The organism is Paenibacillus gansuensis (assembly GCF_042684925.1).
Classification (GTDB): domain Bacteria; phylum Bacillota; class Bacilli; order Paenibacillales; family DY6; genus Paenibacillus_N; species Paenibacillus_N gansuensis.
In genome coordinates, this window is sequence record NZ_JBHUME010000009.1 from 39324 (window position 1) to 56774 (window position 17451).

At 45.3% G+C, this 17451-nt stretch carries 16 protein-coding genes and 1 pseudogene; 1 reads left to right on the forward strand and 16 read right to left on the reverse strand.

The genetic code is table 11. From position 1 onward, the window contains the following. Positions 1-116 precede the first annotated feature (116 nt). From ACFSUF_RS15420 to gltB, 4 genes are all read right to left on the reverse strand, one after another. Entirely contained in the window at positions 117-773 is a 657-nt protein-coding gene (locus ACFSUF_RS15420; RefSeq protein WP_377603989.1) for a hypothetical protein, read from the reverse strand. Beyond that, a complete protein-coding gene (locus ACFSUF_RS15425) occupies positions 773-916 on the reverse strand; it encodes a hypothetical protein (RefSeq protein ID WP_377603992.1) in 144 nt (47 codons plus the stop codon). The genes ACFSUF_RS15420 and ACFSUF_RS15425 overlap by 1 nt, the downstream gene beginning before the upstream one ends. 62 nt (positions 917-978) lie before the next feature. Continuing rightward, positions 979-1491: an accessory gene regulator B family protein gene (locus ACFSUF_RS15430; RefSeq protein WP_377603994.1), complete on the reverse strand. Its 513-nt coding sequence runs from the start codon at positions 1489-1491 to the stop codon at positions 979-981. A 149-nt stretch (positions 1492-1640) separates the two neighbouring features. Beyond that, on the reverse strand, positions 1641-6239 hold the full coding sequence (gltB, locus tag ACFSUF_RS15435) for a glutamate synthase large subunit (RefSeq protein WP_377603996.1): 4599 nt from the start codon (positions 6237-6239) through the stop codon (positions 1641-1643). Positions 6240-6493: 254 nt separating this feature from the next. Here gltB and ACFSUF_RS15440 point away from each other — a divergent pair, with 254 nt between their 5' ends. Then, positions 6494-7711: a stalk domain-containing protein gene (locus ACFSUF_RS15440; protein WP_377603999.1), complete on the forward strand. Its 1218-nt coding sequence runs from the start codon at positions 6494-6496 to the stop codon at positions 7709-7711. A gap of 95 nt (positions 7712-7806) precedes the next feature. Here ACFSUF_RS15440 and ACFSUF_RS15445 read toward each other — a convergent pair whose 3' ends face one another. The 12 genes and pseudogenes from ACFSUF_RS15445 to ACFSUF_RS15495 all read right to left on the reverse strand — a co-directional run bounded on the left by ACFSUF_RS15445 (position 7807) and on the right by ACFSUF_RS15495 (position 17385). Further along, positions 7807-10017, reverse strand: coding sequence for an Ig-like domain-containing protein (locus ACFSUF_RS15445; protein ID WP_377604001.1), 2211 nt, complete (start codon positions 10015-10017; stop codon positions 7807-7809). 239 nt (positions 10018-10256) lie between these two features. Next, complete coding sequence (locus tag ACFSUF_RS15450; RefSeq protein ID WP_377604004.1) at positions 10257-10655, reverse strand: hypothetical protein; 399 nt, start codon at positions 10653-10655, stop codon at positions 10257-10259. A 289-nt stretch (positions 10656-10944) separates the two neighbouring features. Next, complete coding sequence (locus ACFSUF_RS15455; RefSeq protein WP_377604006.1) at positions 10945-11556, reverse strand: hypothetical protein; 612 nt, start codon at positions 11554-11556, stop codon at positions 10945-10947. A gap of 128 nt (positions 11557-11684) precedes the next feature. Beyond that, a pseudogene (locus tag ACFSUF_RS25290) lies at positions 11685-11867 on the reverse strand (IS110 family transposase); the annotation flags it as partial. Between the two features lie 641 nt (positions 11868-12508). After that, positions 12509-13336: an RHS repeat-associated core domain-containing protein gene (locus ACFSUF_RS15460; protein WP_377604453.1), complete on the reverse strand. Its 828-nt coding sequence runs from the start codon at positions 13334-13336 to the stop codon at positions 12509-12511. Beyond that, complete coding sequence (locus ACFSUF_RS15465) at positions 13222-13680, reverse strand: hypothetical protein (protein WP_377604008.1); 459 nt, start codon at positions 13678-13680, stop codon at positions 13222-13224. Before ACFSUF_RS15465 ends, ACFSUF_RS15460 begins: the two co-directional genes overlap by 115 nt. A gap of 194 nt (positions 13681-13874) precedes the next feature. Beyond that, positions 13875-14342 carry a DUF600 domain-containing protein gene (locus tag ACFSUF_RS15470; protein ID WP_377604010.1) on the reverse strand — a complete coding sequence of 156 codons (468 nt, stop codon included), beginning with the start codon at positions 14340-14342 and terminating at the stop codon, positions 13875-13877. A 12-nt stretch (positions 14343-14354) separates the two neighbouring features. Then, the gene (locus ACFSUF_RS15475; protein ID WP_377604455.1) at positions 14355-14666 is read right to left on the reverse strand and encodes a DNA/RNA non-specific endonuclease; all 312 of its coding nucleotides are present in this window, start codon (positions 14664-14666) and stop codon (positions 14355-14357) included. Beyond that, positions 14558-15007, reverse strand: a complete 450-nt coding sequence (locus ACFSUF_RS15480) for a hypothetical protein (RefSeq protein ID WP_377604013.1) — start codon at positions 15005-15007, stop codon at positions 14558-14560. Before ACFSUF_RS15480 ends, ACFSUF_RS15475 begins: the two co-directional genes overlap by 109 nt. A gap of 787 nt (positions 15008-15794) precedes the next feature. Further along, entirely contained in the window at positions 15795-16163 is a 369-nt protein-coding gene (locus ACFSUF_RS15485) for a hypothetical protein (protein WP_377604015.1), read from the reverse strand. Beyond that, on the reverse strand, positions 16135-16401 hold the full coding sequence (locus ACFSUF_RS15490; RefSeq protein ID WP_377604018.1) for a hypothetical protein: 267 nt from the start codon (positions 16399-16401) through the stop codon (positions 16135-16137). Before ACFSUF_RS15490 ends, ACFSUF_RS15485 begins: the two co-directional genes overlap by 29 nt. Before the next feature lie 411 nt (positions 16402-16812). Beyond that, positions 16813-17385 carry a hypothetical protein gene (locus ACFSUF_RS15495; RefSeq protein ID WP_377604020.1) on the reverse strand — a complete coding sequence of 191 codons (573 nt, stop codon included), beginning with the start codon at positions 17383-17385 and terminating at the stop codon, positions 16813-16815. Positions 17386-17451: the final 66 nt, after the last annotated feature.

The window sequence follows — 17451 nt, forward strand, 5'->3', positions numbered from 1 at the left end:
GACTCTCTTATTCTACATGTCCTGTTGGCAATCCTCTATGCAGAGTTGTAAACATAAAACCCCTGACAATAGTAAATAGACCTGACAAGTACATGCCAGATCTGTTCAAGCTAACGTTATTTATCGAATTCTTTCTTTATTGCCAAGTAGACGATTCTTATAATCGAAATCATAAATATGGAGGCCGGTATCGCTTGGTACTCCAGCATATCAGCCATCCAAAAGTAGAAGGCTAACCCACCGGACAGAATGAATACAGCAAAGAGAATCAGTAAACTTTTATTAATTTTATGCAGCTTGATCTTCTTTCGGGAATCGTCTCCAATATAAGTTACTCCCCATCCTCTTCTGTGCATAAAGTAACTGCCGCCTAAAAGGATAATGCAACTGAGTACTTGTATTGAAATCGTCTGTATGGAAGTATTGTTCTCCGCCGTTAATGTAATTCCCGCTGTTATATAGGCATAAGTTAACAATAATTGGATGATAATTATGGCACCCATACCCAGTAGCAGCATTAGAATAGCCGAAAACAGCTGAATACGAAGGATGATAAGTAAAAATATAAGCGTTACGACTAATTGGATGTAAAAGTCAAAACTGCTTACTTCCGGCAAACTACGATTAACGTAGGAGAGAAAGGAAATAACAGCACCGGCTAAAATTAAATCACGAATATAGTCCCTGGTATTGAACCGAAAAAACGTCAGCATAAAGACAAAGAGCGATGTATGCTCCATTAGGGAGAAAATATAAAAAGTTATAAATTCCATTATCCTGCTTTCTTGTTGCTCTTTTCAAGTTGTTGTGGGATCGCAGGCGAACCAACCCAAACTTTAACTGAGTCTGTTGCTACGATAAATACGGCAAATGCTTGTAACAATCTGGCGATAAGCGATGTCAATTTCATCTTCATATCCATTACTCCAGTGCTTTATTATAGTACATATATTATATATGATAAATCCTTCTAGCGGACTACTTTTGAAGTGTATATTTGTGGTAGAGCAACGACCAGGATTGGAAGAAGGTGAGAACCGTCAATATATCGGAGAGAAGAAATGAATTTGATAAGATAATACCTAGAGTACATAGCTTATATAACCTATGTTTCGCCTTATTCTCAGCTTTACTTATCATTGTGGGTGCGACACTGATGCAAATAACCCCGCCAAAAAACATAACTGCGTATGACATCAAATTTGTGCTGTTTAACGTCATACTTAAAATGAGTACTGTTGTCGTCATTACATAGCAGGCGAAAAGATTTTTGGCATGATGTCCGCCTGAGAAATATCGTAGATTCCACCCAATAACAACTGCAAATATAGCGGAGACAACATCGTTCTTAAGGCAGCCATAGAGCATTGTCGTTCCAACAATAGATACATTTAATAGCAGTGAAGCAGCAGCAAAGACTAAAACAGTTCTATCAGCCTTAATCTCCGGGTTGATGACATATAAATAGTCTACAAACCTTTTGGCCAACAACTCTATAGTAACCAGCTCCAGTCAACAATAAATGTCATCCTACGAAAGTATGACGTCAACATAGGTGATTTATAGGACTTATTCGCCATAAACAAAGCCGGCCCCTTCTATTTAGAAAGGGCCGGCTTAAACTTTTAGTACAGTTTTTATTAATTTCCGCCTACACGGGATAGGTCGCGCATGTTCGCTTCAAAAGCCGCCATGACTGCCTGCTCGTGGGTTACGCCGGTACGCTTCACCCGTTCGATCGAATCCATCATCCGCTTGTAATCCTTTGGAATGACTTTCACGAAGTTCCCGAGCGCGGAGTTCCAACTGTTCAGAATCCGCTCGCCCTGAGGGCTGCCTGTGTAGTCCACATGCTTCTGAATGAGGGCTTTCAGCTCTTCCGCTTCACTTTCCTCTTCAATGCGCTCCAGAAGAACCATTTCGATGTTGCAGCGGTTTACGAACTGACGATCCGCATCATACACATAAGCTACACCGCCGGACATCCCTGCCGCAAAGTTACGGCCAGTGGCGCCGAGGATGACTACCTTCCCGCCTGTCATATATTCACAGCCGTGGTCGCCTACGCCTTCTACAACGGCCTGCACGCCGCTGTTCCGGACGCAGAAGCGCTCTCCGGCAATTCCGTTAAAGTAAGCTTCACCGGATGTACCGCCATAAAGCGCCACGTTTCCGATAATTACGTTCTCTTCAGGAGCAAACGTCGCCTTCTCGGAAGGCTTCACAATAATCTTGCCGCCGGACAGTCCTTTGCCGACATAGTCGTTGGAGTCGCCTTCCAGCGTAAGCGTAATGCCTTTCGGTACGAATGCGCCGAAGCTCTGTCCTGCCGAGCCTTTGAAATGCAGGCGGATCGTATCTTCAGGCAGCCCTTCGCGTCCATAGCGGCGGGTTACTTCACTTCCCAGAATCGTGCCGGTTACCCGGTTCGTATTCTTGATCGGGAAGATGCCCTGTACCGGAGTACGGGACTCCAGCGCCGGTTGAGCTACAGATAGGAGCTGCTGCATATCTAATGTCTGCTCCAGACCATGATCCTGCTCGTGACGGGCATAACGGCTCTGGTCCGCATCGATCTCCGGCTGGTACAGAAGCGGAGACAGGTCCAGTCCCTTCGCTTTGTAATGGGAGAGCGCTTTGCGGCTATCCAGCAGATCGCTGCGTCCCACCATTTCGTTCAGGCTGCGGAATCCGAGTTCCGCCATCCACTCGCGCAGCTCCATGGCGATGAAGCGCATGAAGTTGGCAACGTGCTCCGGATCCCCCATATACTTCTCGCGAAGCGCCGGGTTCTGCGTCGCCACGCCGACCGGGCATGTATCCAGATGGCATACGCGCATCATGATACATCCTAAGGCAATCAGCGGCGCCGTCGAGAAACCGAATTCCTCGGCGCCGAGCAGCGCGGCCACGGCCACATCGCGACCGGACATCAGCTTGCCGTCCGTCTGAACGACGATCCGGTCACGCAGGTTGTTCAAAAGCAGCGTCTGGTGCGTTTCCGCAAGACCCAGCTCCCATGGCAGACCTGCGTGGCGTACGGAAGTCTGCGGAGACGCACCGGTTCCGCCGTCGTATCCGCTGACAAGGACTACGTCCGCGCGGCCTTTGGCTACGCCGGCAGCAATCGTGCCGACGCCCACTTCAGATACAAGCTTCACGTTAATCCGTGCGCGCGGATTCGCGTTCTTCAGATCGTAGATCAGCTCCGCCAAATCCTCGATGGAATAGATGTCGTGATGCGGCGGAGGCGAGATGAGGCCTACGCCCGGCGTCGAACCGCGGACTTCCGCTACCCAAGGATATACCTTGCGGCCCGGAAGCTGTCCGCCTTCGCCCGGCTTCGCGCCTTGCGCCATCTTGATCTGGATCTCATCCGCATTCACCAGGTAATTGCTCGTTACGCCGAAGCGTCCGGAAGCAACCTGCTTGATGGCACTGCGGCGGGAGTCCCCGTTCGCGTCAGGAATGAAGCGCGCAGGATCTTCCCCGCCCTCGCCGGTGTTGCTCTTACCGCCGACACGGTTCATGGCGATCGCAAGATCCTCATGCGCTTCCTTGGAGATGGAGCCGTAGGACATCGCGCCCGTGTTGAAGCGTTTCATAATCGACTCGACGGACTCGACTTCTTCCAGCGGTACGGAAGGCTGGGTTTTCTTAAATTCCAGCAAACCGCGAAGCGTCAGATGCTTCTCTGACTGGTCGTCGAACATCGAAGTATATTTCTTAAAGGTTGCATAGTCGTTCTTACGTACAGCTTGCTGAAGCGCGTGAATCGTCTGAGGACTGAACAAATGCTCTTCGCCGTCTTTACGCCACGCGTAATCTCCGCCGGTTTCCAGCGTAAGATCGACACCTTCTTCTGTGAACGCCTTGTTATGAGCCGCCAGCGCTTCCTGCGCTACCGTTTCCAGACCGATCCCGCCAATACGGGAAGGTGTCCATGTGAAATACTTATTGATAAATTCTTCTCTCAAACCGACAGCTTCAAAAATCTGGGCGCCGCGGTAGGACTGAATTGTCGAAATCCCCATCTTGGACAGCACTTTCAGAACGCCCTTCGTAGCCGCCTTAATATAGTGCTGGACCGCTTTCTGGTGCGAGATATTCGTCAGAAGCCCCTGACGGATCATATCGTCAAGCGATTCCAGTGCCAGGTAAGGGTTCACTGCGCTTACGCCATAGCCCAGCAGCAGCGCAAAATGGTGAATTTCACGCGGCTCGCCGGATTCCAGCAGCAGGCTTACTTTCGTACGCGTACCCTGGCGGATCAGATGGTGATGCAGGCAGGATACTGCCAGCAGAGCCGGAATGGCCGCATTCTCGCGGTCGATGCCCCGGTCGGACAGGATCAGCAGGTTATGCCCTTTGGCAATAACGCGGTCCGCCGCTTCGCACATCAGATCCAACGCCTTCTCCAGTCCTTGCTCGCCTTCGGCGGCAGTAAACAGGATCGGCAGGGAAATCGCCTTGAATCCCGGACGGCGGATATGGCGAAGCTTCGCAAATTCCTCGTTCGAGAGGATCGGCGACTTCATGCGGATTTGGCGGCAGCTTTCCGGCTCAGGGTTGAGCAGATTCCGCTCAGGGCCAACCGTCGTTCCCGTTGCCGTAACGATCTCTTCACGAATCGCATCGATCGGCGGATTCGTTACTTGGGCAAACAGCTGCTTAAAGTAATTGTACAAACGCTGCGGTTTCTCGGAGAGAACCGCAAGCGGAGCGTCATAACCCATGGATGCCATCGGCTCTACACCGCTTTGAGCCATCGGCTCGAACACTTTGCGCAAGTCTTCGAACGTGTAGCCGAACGCGTTCTGGCGCTGCAGTACCGTTGCGTGGTCGGGCTCAGGCAGCTCTTTTGCTTCCGGAAGGTCCTCCAGGCTGACGAGATGCTCATCAATCCATTCCTGATACGGGTTCTCCGCTACGATGCTCGCCTTCAGCTCCTCATCGGAGATAATGCGGCCTTCTTTCGTGTCGACCAGCAGAATGCGGCCCGGTCTCAAGCGGTCTTTGTATAATACGTTCTCTTCCGGCACGTCCACGACGCCTGCTTCGGAGGACAGAATGATCTTGTCGTCTTTCGTTACATAATAGCGTGCAGGACGCAGACCGTTCCGGTCCAGGATAGCCCCGATCTGCGTTCCGTCGGTAAATGCCATGGCGGCAGGTCCGTCCCAAGGCTCCATCAGGCAGCTGTGGTATTCATAGAAAGCGCGCTTCTCAGGTTTCATAGAATCGTGATTTGCCCATGGTTCTGGTACCATCATCATCGCCACGTGAGGCAGCGAGCGTCCGGACAGGTACAGGAATTCCAGGGTGTTGTCGAACATGGCCGTATCGGAACCGTCATTATCGATGATCGGTTTGATTTTGTTCAGGTCCTCGCCGAACACTTCGGTAGCAATCTGCGCCTGGCGTGCATGCATCCAGTTGACATTACCGCGGAGCGTATTGATCTCGCCGTTGTGAATCGCATAACGGTAAGGATGCGCTCTTTCCCAGCTCGGGAAAGTATTGGTACTAAAGCGGGAATGCACTAAAGCAATCGCAGATTCCAAAGCGGGATTCTGCAGCTCCGTGTAGAACGTGCTCACCTGCTCCGGTGTCAACATCCCTTTATAAACGATCTTCTTGCAAGAGAAAGAGGCAAAATAGAACGATTCGCCGCCCTGCATCCCCGAATAACGGATCGCCTGTTCCGCGCGTTTGCGGATGATGTACAGCTTGCGCTCAAATGCTAACGTGTCCTGAATATCTCCCGAGCGTCCTACGAAAATCTGGCGCACGTATGGCTGCGCCGCTTTGGCAGAGTCGCCAAGTCCCGTATCGTCGGTTGGAACGGTTCTCCAGCCGATCAAAGTCTGGCCTTCTTCACGGACAACGGATTCAAGCGTCTTCTCGAACTGCTTGCGCTGCTCTTCATTATTATAAGGAAGGAACACCATACCTACGCCGTATTCGCCGTCAGCAGGCAGTGCAATGCCTTCTTTGTTCAACTCGCCCGCAAAAAAAGTATGAGGAATCTGCACCATAATCCCTGCGCCGTCCCCGGTATTCTTCTCCGCGCCCTGACCGCCGCGGTGGTCCATGTTTACCAGGACCTCCAGCCCCTCGCGGACAATGTTGTGCGATTTGTTTCCTTTAATATTGGCAACGAAGCCCATACCGCAAGCATCGCGCTCGAACTGCGGATCGTAAAGGCCCTGCTTCTCCGGCAAACCGTTTAATTTCATTGTGTCAACCTTCCCATCTATGAATTGTTGGCATCGATAACGGAATTTTCGCAATTTTCACTATACGTATAATAAGTTTATATTATTTTAACACCGGGGTAGTGGCATGGCAATTTAATATTTTTTATTCAGCTGATTAATAAAAGCTTTACGAATCCCGTAAATCCCGCGAATTCCTTGAGACTGACAAGCTAGTAGTCGAGTATAATAGAGTTGATTGGAAACGATTCTCAGGAGGAGTGATTTATACCTTTATGCTACTCAAGTCAGGAAAGACCATGTTAACCGCATTGATGGCATGTTTATTGCTTATTCCATCCCCTCATGCAAATCATGTTTCAGCAGCAGCCAAAACGGAAACCTACGTTGCCTTCGGCGACTCCCTTGCGGTCGGCTATGAACCCCCGGAGAACGGAGTTCCCCCCGTATACTACGGTTATGTCGACCGGCTGTATGAACAGGCGCTGTTTCACGGGGAAGCGGAAGTACATAATTACGGAATCAGCGGGCTGAAAACCGCAGGACTTTTGACCTACCTTCAGGCAATTTCGGAGGGCCGGGTACTCAAAGGCAGCGAAATACAGGCAGGGATGAGCGACCCGAACCAGGATGAACGCGGGATGCAGGCTCCTCAGGCGAAGAAAGACATCCAGGCGGCTAGCGTGATTACAGTTTCCATCGGAGGCAATGATTTTCTTAGCTTGCTGTTGAAGCACAACATGGACTTGAATCTAATCGAGGCGGAAGTTCCAGGTGTTCTTGCGGACTATGAAAAACAGATTAAAGTTATTCTACAGACAATACACCAGCTGAATCCTAATGCACGTGTATTCCTGTCGGATCAGTATCAGCCTGTGCCGGAAATGTGGCAAAAAGAATCTTATCCTCGGCTGAATGCGCTAGCTTTGCAATTCTCGGAAACGATCAAGAAAGTGCAGGCCGAAGTGAAAGAGGACACTCCGTTTACCATGGTTCCGGTCCGGGAAGCGTTTATCGGCCATGAAGGCGAGTACACCTACACTGTCCGCAGGACGGATATTCATCCGACCCAGGCGGGTTATGAAGCGATGGCCCGGGTATTTGCGAAATCGATCTGGGGAGAATACCGCAAGGTGAACTCCGGCGGCCAGCCGGCCGTTGTAGCGGCGGGAAAAGAAATTGTCAGCCCTTATAAACCGATCGCGGTCAACGGGGTGACCCTTGTCTCGATTAAAGAGATTACCGATGCTTTGGGAGCCAAAACAGCTTGGGACCCAGGAAGCAAAAGTACAGTGGTAAAGCTGGGCACTAAGGAAGTACGGTTCAAAGGCGGTTCCAACACGATGATCGTCGGCGGAAAACCCGTCAAGGTTAAGACACCTGTGCGTTATAAGGATGGCAAAACCTATGTTCCGCTTAGACTGCTGGTGGAAGGTTTAGGGTTTCATGTTCAGTACATCGCAAAAACGCAGACGGTTTTTGTTAATTTATAAGCAGGAACGCGAAACGGCTTACCGTCCAAGTCGAGACAGTTCGTTTCAATCCTGAAATAAAAGGACGCTTCCTCTGGAGGAAGCGTCCTTTTCTATTAATAGACGGTCACGCGGATCGTAACGGATTTATTTTGATAAGTAGCCTTGATGCTTGTTGAACCCTTCTTCACTGCCGTGACGACACCGTTCACTACCGTCGCAGCCGATGGATTGGAGCTGGTCCAGGTCACGGATGAAGTAACGTCCGTCATGCGGCCTGTGTCATAGGTTCCGGTCACTTTCAACGCCTTCACGGAGCCTGCGCTGAACTTGAGGGATCTTTCGGATAACGTCAGTTTCAGCAGCCGGAGATATACGTTGACCGGCACTTCGACCGGCTTCCCTTGGTAAGAGCCTCTAAGCACGGTAGAACCTTCTCCCACCGCTTTAACAGAAGCGCCTTTAACTGTTGCTACGGCAGTGTTGCCGATACTCCAGGTAATTTTGCTGCCGATCGATACTTTTTTGCCGCTCTTGGTGATGCCTGTTACTTTAATGGATTGAGTTTTACCGGGGTAGAACATGACATTCTCAGGAACAATGTCAAAAGAAATGACTTCTTCCTCAATGGCAACCGGTATGGTTATTGTTTTGTTTAAGTAAGTCCCGGTCAGGTTGACCTTGGAAGCAGCAAGCCCTTTTGCCTTGTTTCCGCGGATCAGCAGATTTGCAGAGGAAGCTTTCCACTCCACAATGTCGGTGACGGTCAGTTCATCGCCGTTTTCCAACACCGCAGTCACAGTCGGAAGCGTAATTTCCTGGCCTGCATAAATCGTATAACTTGCAAAAGAAGGCAGAAGCGTCAGCGCCTTCTCTTTGACCGCTACTTTGACCGTCCCTGTGAAGATAGGCGTATCTGTGCCTTCCTTATCGCTGTATTTGCGGATCACTCCGGTCAGGATCGCCTCTCCGGTGCCTTTCGCGATCCATTTGCCGTCCTTGATTTCTACGTTAGAGGAGTTCGAACTCCACTTCACAAGGCTGGACACATCAATCTGGTCCCCGGCGATCGTCTTGGCTTTCAGGGTCGGCAGTTTGTCGCTGTCATTGCGGTAAGTATCGATCGTTGTCTTATCCAAAGTAAAGGTGCTTACGTTCTGCAAAACATTCACGGAAACCTGTTCCTGCAGCCCGCGGTAAGCCGCCTTGATGACAGCGGTACCCGGAGCCATCAGGGTTACTTTCCCGCCCGAAACCGTCGCAACCAACGGATCGGATGAGGTCCATACCGTTTCTGGATCAGCGGTAACCACTTTATCATCGGTAGTCGAATTCAAAACTTTGGCACTCAGCTGGACCGAACCCTCGCTTAAGAATAAGGTTACATCCTCCTGAGGCAAGAGTTCGATGGCCTGATACGCGAGGCGGACATATACCGAAAATTCATCTTTCACACCGAGATGTTCGGCTGTAATTTTGGCCATCCCTCGTCCAACAGCTTTCAGTTTCCCTTTGTCCACAGTAATGACGGCCGGATTGCTGGAGGTCCATTTGGCCAGAGATGTCACAGGGACTGGTTGTCCAGATTCCGGTTTGGCTATCGCCGTAAGTTGTTGCTCCGCACCGACAAGAAGCTCCGCCGGCGGTTCCCCATTCGTTTGGTCCACGCCGATGGTCAGGGATTCATATGGTTTGGAAACTGTAACGTCAATGACTGAGGACATTCCTTTATAAGTAAGGGTGATCTCTGCATCCCCTTCGCCTACAGGTGTAATCTTTCCTTTAGAGGCCGTGACTACATCCGGATCGGAACTAGTCCAGGAGGCGGAAGTTGTTACATTATTCAACTCGCTGTTGTCGTTCATGGTTTGAGCTGTCAGGTTGAGTGAATCGCCCAGCATTAGTTTAAGCTCGGTCTCCACTTGGCTTGGGGAAGCGCTTTTCGCTGCGTAAAATTTCTTGAACAGAAATTTGGCGGTAACCGTTATGCTGCGGGTAACTCCGTTATATTTGGCACTAATCACCGCGCTGCCTTCATCTACCGCAGTAAGTATTCCTTTATCCACTTTCACAACCGATTCGTTCGTAGTCAACCAAGTAGCGCTGGCACTGACGTCCTTCGTTGTCGTGCCTTTTGTGGAAATCAGCTTCAGTGTGTAAGGCGTACCTGCCACATAGATCGTTGGTTGGGTTGTATCGTCGAAAGCAATATTTTCCGTTGTATCTTCCGCAGCCGCTATAGGCGCGATACCGGCGATAACCGGCGAAATCACGAGCGCCGCCGCCAGCAGTAAGCCGGCCAGGCGCCGGGTCCAATTGTTGTTCATGTGTCCGCATGCTCCATTCCGTATGTATTCTCTCATCTATTTAACGGCTGGAACGGAAAAAAAGTTTAAGGATATGACAAAGTTTTACAAATTTTTTTGTGCTGGCTGTAATATGAGGCGTTATGTATGTTAATATCCTCTGAGATAAACTGGGCGGGACGGGAATAAATAGACGACTTACTCGTACTGGGTAGCCCCATAGAATCCGTAAAGAGATTACACAAATATCTTTACAGACCTTATAAGATGACGTTAAAAGGTGCAAGACCTGTTTCAGTATTCCTTAATAATGTTGGTTTTCTAAATCGTAAACTTGTTTCCAATTTGAATAGGGCGGTACCTCCTTCCATCTCCATAAAAGATATATTAATCCATATGGGAGCTTTCGGAAAAAGCCCTCCTAAAACCCCGACAACATCTTCTAATAATAATTTTTTACCACCAATATTCTCTTTAGATAACACAAGACGTTTCATCATTTCATCGCCACCATCTAACACTTTTCCATGTTCCTCCACAGGCTCTATAACAAATTTAACTATCTCGCTTGAAATTTTCCTAGCTTCTTTTATCTTTTCAACTGCTTTAGATAAGTTAGTTGAAAAAATTTCTTCATTCATTTGAGTGAATTTAATCAAAATATCTCCTCCTTTATTTCAATTTAGTTGACTGTAGTTTCCTCAATTTTCCTAAGTCAACATAACCGTTACCCGTTAGTTCTAATTGATATATTTCTAACCAGGCGTTTTCTGTCTTTATTCCAGCACTTTTAAATATTTGCTCATAGTTTTTCTTGCTCAGCTGTTGGAGTATAATGTCCTGATTCATTTGTAATTCTTCTAACATTTCCATTTGCATCGACTTTTAATTTTCCAGCAGCTTGAACATCAGCTCCATTAGCTAAATGAGAATGTCCTCGTCCAACCTTTAAGCTACATTTACATCAATGATGAAGTCGACTTCTTTAATTCCATTTCGAATCTTAAGTTGACCATTCTCCAAAACATATTCAAAAGTTTTTCCTTGCTGAACCTCATTCGGATACCTGTTTTGAATCACTTGAACAGGTTGTTTAGATACCGAACCAACACCTTGACCCCTTTTGCCAGATGGTTTAGTCCCCGGCTTACCCACTGTACCAAAAACAGCGGCACTTCCCCCAAGTCCATAGCCTTCTAATGCTGTATCGAACTTATTCTTCTTTCCGTAAATAAAGAAGTTCTGAAGTTTTAACAATGCCCACTTAACTTTATTTTCATTGTTACTTGTAGTAGCCATACTATACAAATATTTAAAATATGATTTTGTCATATAGTATGGGTCTGGATAGCTAGTCTCAAAGAAATCCTTACGATATTTCTTCAGAAGTTGATCAAGTAGTTTAGCTTTTTCCTGCTTCGTATCTAACTTAACATTAGCTACACGCTGACTATCGTCATGAATACAATAGTTACACCATGCGGCAGGCCCGCCTCCAGAAGAACCAACTGTCTTACTATGGCCTGTAGGATCAATGTATAAGAGAGGATTATTCTCCACATACACATACTGATTCAGCGTCTGCGGATTCTCAATCTCACCCTCATACGTATCCTAGTTAATAAAGCGACTCTATCCATTGAAAAAGGTGGCAACTGGATACCTACTTCCAGTCACCACCAATTATATCATCCTGCTTGTTGGGTCGGTACACTTGGCATCATGTATGCCGACTTCTTCATCATCATGGCGTATATGATATTTACCAACTTCCTCATGATACAAACAATAGCTTGCTGCTTCGTTTTTCCTTCTGCCAGCTTCTTCTCGTAGTATGTGTAGAAGTAGGGATTTCTTGGCTCTCTCTTACCATGCCTCGTACTCGTAACGGGCGTCGAAGTTGCCGTGCGTGATTTTACGGACATCCGAGACATCATTGATCTCGTGGAAGAACCTTAACCACCCTCTCAGACGGTTTTCTTTTTGATATGACTCACTGTAAGGAAAAGCCACATGGAGTTATCACACTCGCATGTGACCAATCAAATTCGCCTACCTTCTCCCAAAGAAAGACTTCCTGCTATAATTAATCCAAACAACTCCAATGATTAAAAAAATAATACCTTTCAAACCAAAATCTAAAAATATTTTAACAATGATCGTCAGTATACCTGCAGACCATAACATGAAACAAACCGTGAATTTGTTGAACAGTATGGACAATCCAATTGCAAAAAATAATAGCCCAGGAATCTCCCAAGATATAACAGATTCATTACTCATGTTAAAACCATATAACATCCATAACGTACTAACAATAACCCATAAATATCCAATAACTCGACTCCTATGAAATGAAGTAATAACATATAAAATCATCCCACAAAGGATAAGAAATGGAACTACCAAAAAGAACCCCATTTTGCCGCCCCCCCTTTTTTAAGTATTGAAATCTATCAGTACGTTTCCAGTGTTCTAAGTTCGAGTATTTAGATTGTATCAAACCTTGTAATCAGCCGTAATGACTAATATCTACACAACTCATTTTTCCACTTGTGCTCTTTTCCATCGGATCAAGTAATGATAATATATTATCTCTTGTAACACTGTTTCCTGTTTGTCTTGGATCATAACTATATCCATACGCTATACCACTAGGTGGAATTACTAACACTTCATATGCAGGAAACCCATCATGCTTTCCTACTAGGGTTGGAATTTTTAGGTTACCAGAAGCGTCGAGCATTACCTCAAAATCATAACTAATAGTTAAGGCTGATTTATGAATGTTCTTTAACTTTGGTATCCATTTAAGATCTTCTGAAGCTATTTCTCCTGTCATTCTAATGAATATAACCCCATTTTTTAATGAGCTTTCTGCTTTCAACTTGCCCTTAGTAGTTGGAACAGAACTAACGTATTTGAATAATTTTATATCTATCGTAGAAGCAATTGCCTCCGCATTCTTCGGCCCAACTATTTTACCAGTCTCGACATCAACAACAACTGAATGTCGTGTTCGATGCGTTCCCTTTTCCCACAAGTTTCTGTTGTCACCAAGTCCAATATAACCGGATTCTGGAATTCTATTGAACGGAATAAATGTTGTTACCTGAAATATAACGTACGGATGTTTTTTGAGATCTTTATCTTCCAGTTGGCGATGACCACTAGGATCTATGAACTTCAAAGGATTATTACTTACGTATGCATATAAATTCAACGTTAATGGACTCTCAATCTCACCCTCATACGTATCCTCAGAAATAAAGCGTGCCGGCCGCGGGTCGTAGTAGTGGCTTGTAGGTAGTAATACTGCGTTTTCCGATCCCAGTAATATCCCGCATAACGATAAGGGTTCTCTTTCACCAACTCTGTCGAGAAATCCTCCGCAGGTTTGGTCTCGTTAGTAACCAGATCGGACATGACTTGTTCGATATTCGGCTCTGTAGATGGCGCATCAGATGGAGTTTCGATTGACCCGGTTGCTGTAACTGTACTTGCTGCAGCGTCCGCCGACTTCGTCTTCCCCTTCCCATTGCCATTCCCCGGATGATAATCCGGCTCGGTATTGCCGCTGCCGTCTGCCGGTCCTTGGATGGAGCCAGGGCTGCCGTTGCCGGTGCCTAGGTCGCCGATCCAGCCGATGCCATCGCGGACGCGTTCGCCGAACCGGTTGTACATAGGGGATACTAGGCCCCAGGCATCGTCTGTATACCCTATTCAAAAGTTGAGAAGATATTTCTTTCATCATATCTATCGCTCTATGTACGTGCATCGTTGTAAACATATTTGAAAAAACCGCAAGAAAACCAGCATAACAAAAAACAGGTCTTTTATGGTGGTATCTGACCATAATTGACCTGTTTCATGTAACTCTATCCTTGTGAGCTAATCGCTTCATACCATTGTTCGAATATATCGTCTGGAAGTAATTCATCATCATTTGAATAAATCAGATCATATTTATAATCTGCCGCTAAACTATTTTTCTCAACGTTGTAATGTAATTTCATTTCAGTCGGCATCTCTCTTCTGAAAGCATTACATATTTCATGTATTTTCTTTAAATCCTCAGTGGCAATATCTAAGAGACCTAATTGTCTATCCCTTGAAGTATCATAGATATATTCTGGTGCATTATTAACTACTCTAACGGCATCGTTAATCTTATGCTTTAGTACAAATGCCCTGTTTATTCTATAAAAGACATTAAAATAATAAGCCTCTGGTTCATATGAGCAATATAAATAAATATCATCTGCTTTACGATCTACGTACTCTAAACATATAGATACCATGTCTGTTTGTAGCTCTGAAAAGTAATCTTCAAAACTTTTAGTCAATACAATCTCTCCTTAATTTTTTATAATAAGCTTATCCATAGCTCCATCAATTTCATAAACTACTTCAAATTCTGTAGGTCTAGGATTCTCACCATCATACTTAATTTTAACCTCAACCTTTACGTTCTTGTTGTTCTTTAATGCTTTTGCCCATTTGTTTTCAAGCTTTTTATATTTGCTTAAATTTACATTGCTAGATTGCGAAATAAGGTTGTCTAAATCAGGAGAACCCCCAAACCTATCCCCTGCCAAGTGTCCTGCATGATCGCCTGGCTGCTTACCTGGTGTATTAGTAGCGTGTGGTAATCGTCCAGTCGCTGTAATTGCACTTGTTGCAGCGTCTGCCGACTTCGTCTTACCCTTCCCATTGGTGTATCACCCATTGCCGATAATAGTTGCTCAAACAGTTCTTTATTTGCCTTACCTTCGGTATTGCGAAATGAATTGCATCCGTAACGCTTTGAATCAACCTTCGTCTCCTTATTTTGAGAAACACTGTACTTGACTGTATACTCTTTACCTTCATCGTCAACGTGAGGAACTTCGACTTCTTCAACTACATCTGTCTTATGAAAGTATAAGATTTGAATGTCCCTCCTTTCAGAATCTGTCAATTCCCTCTGGAACAACTCTGTTTCTTTAATACCAAATAGTTCGGGTAGCAACTACAACCCTTGTTGAGGTATTTTCCTTCTGCCCTTAATCCATCCTGAAAAGTCTGCTTGGAAACGCCAACCTTCTCCGCAACCGTCTTGTACTCCATATGAAACGTGTCGGCTATATACTGTAATCCAAGTACATTGACATACTCGGAATGTCAACTGGTGTTCTAAAAAAAAGAAATGCCACATGGAGTTTTTATACTCGCATGTGGCATTGATTAGTTCTTTGCGCTACCCAAAAAAGATTTCCTGCGATAGAATATCCATGCAATTCCAATTAAGAGGAATATGATCCCCTTGTAATTAATTCCTATTACTATTAGTACAGCATACGTCAATATACTTGCAGACCATAACAAATAACAAACCTTTATCTTGTTGAATAATATGGATAGTGCCATCATTAGAAAAAACGCTCCGAGTGCCTCCCATCTAACAATAGAATTAGCCAAATCAAAAAAACCATACAAGATCCATATCGTACTAACTATTACCCACAAGGAACCAATAACTCGATTTCTAAAAAAAGAAGTAATCACATACAAGATTATCTCACATAAGAATAGTAAGGGTACCGCAAAGAATGCCATTTCTAATCCTCCTCTTCTGCCCAATAAATGAGCTAACTGAGTAAGTTCTGTTATAATTTCTTCAACTACGAATTCTGAACTAAATCTTTAATTAAAAGTACTGACTGATATCTACACAACTCATTCCCTTTTCCATCGGGTCTAGTAATGAGAGTACACTATCCCTTGTGACACTGTTTCCTGTTTCTCTCGGGTCGTAATCATATCCATAGGCGGTAACTCGGGGGGATTACTAACACTTTGTATACAGGAAACCCATCATGCTTTCCTACTAGGGTTGGAACTTTTCGATCACCATAAGCATCAAACATTACTTTGAAGTCATAGCTAATAGTTAAACCTGGTATCTTTTTCAAATCTTCTGAAGCTATTTCCCCAGTCATTTTAACAGAAATAACCCCATTTTTTAATGAACTTTCTGCTTTTAATTTCCCATCTGTACTTGGAACACCACTAACATGTGTATATATATAGGGAATATTAATTGTGGAAGCAATTGCATCTTTATCTTCAAACCCCACTATTTTCCCAGTTTCAAAATCAACAACAACTGTTTCCTTGATGGTCATACTTGTAGTTATACGCTTCGTAGCGGATCAGGTTCTCGCGGTACTCAAGCTGATTTCGGCTGTGGTACTTATAATTCGTGCCTATGATGGTATACCCTGCTCCTATCTGACGGATTCGCTCGAACAGCTTCGTGCGCTCGCCCGCCAGAAGGTTCACTTCTCCGTTGACGATATGATCGATCGCAGCCAGGATGTGCTCGAGTTGGCCGGTTTCGAACGTAGAGTTATGGAAAAACATGGTGGTATCTGACCATAAGCGACCTGTTTGATGAAACGGAATAGCGTTAATTAGGTGATAAAATTCAAGCTTTTATGTGCGTACAAACGAAATAGGAAAATCCTCATACCGGTATTACATGGGTTATAAGTGTTATTAGTTGAATGATGGGTTCGATCGGTACTGGGTAGCCCTCTATAAAAAGGGAAAACCTTGAATGGCACGAAGCCAATCAAGGTTTGAAAAATAACTACTATTGTTCAATGTTCCTTACTATCTTTCTTACTCTGTGACGTAACTTTTGTGGAGCCCATCGTGCATTCACAATTTCAGATAAGTAATCCAATAGTTCACTTTGTTTAATTAGAGACAATTCTTCAAACCAATTTAATGCTAGTTCTACCAGGGGGATCAGCTTGTGAGCAAGCCGCTTTAGTTCCTATTCTTAAATTTTTTCGTGAATCGTGAAAGTATGAAAAAAAGAACTAATACGACTAATAAAAGCACCACAACAAAAGAGTCAAAAAACTTGTTCAACCCTACTGATTCACTTGAATCCTTGAACTCAGGGGGTGATTGGTAATCCTTTTCGACTTGCTGTTCCGCTAATTTTACCCACTTGTCTATTTCTGTCTGTGATACATTATGGTCTCCTGACAGATCCTTAAAAACCTCGACTTCGTGTCCAAAAATCATGTCCGATGTGAAAATATCCGGTTCATATTTTCTTACAAACTCTTCAGCTTCACCATCGGTCATCTTTTGATTTTGAAAAGAGTCACCACTTATAACTCTCTCAGAAGGGTATATTTGAATTGGTTGGTTATCATATTTTTGTATAACCACTTTATGAACAACAATTCGTTTATCAAAATCATCCCATTCAATCTTTGTAATCACATGCCGTAATATAGTCTTGGCATCATCCGCTTCGTTAGCACTCACACCTGTTGAACATAGGAATAAACATGATAAAGCAAGTATGATTATTTGAAGTTTTCTCATATCTGCACCAACCTGTTTTGTTTTTGTGCTAAGACCCAACAATCTGATGATTACTGGGTCCTAGCC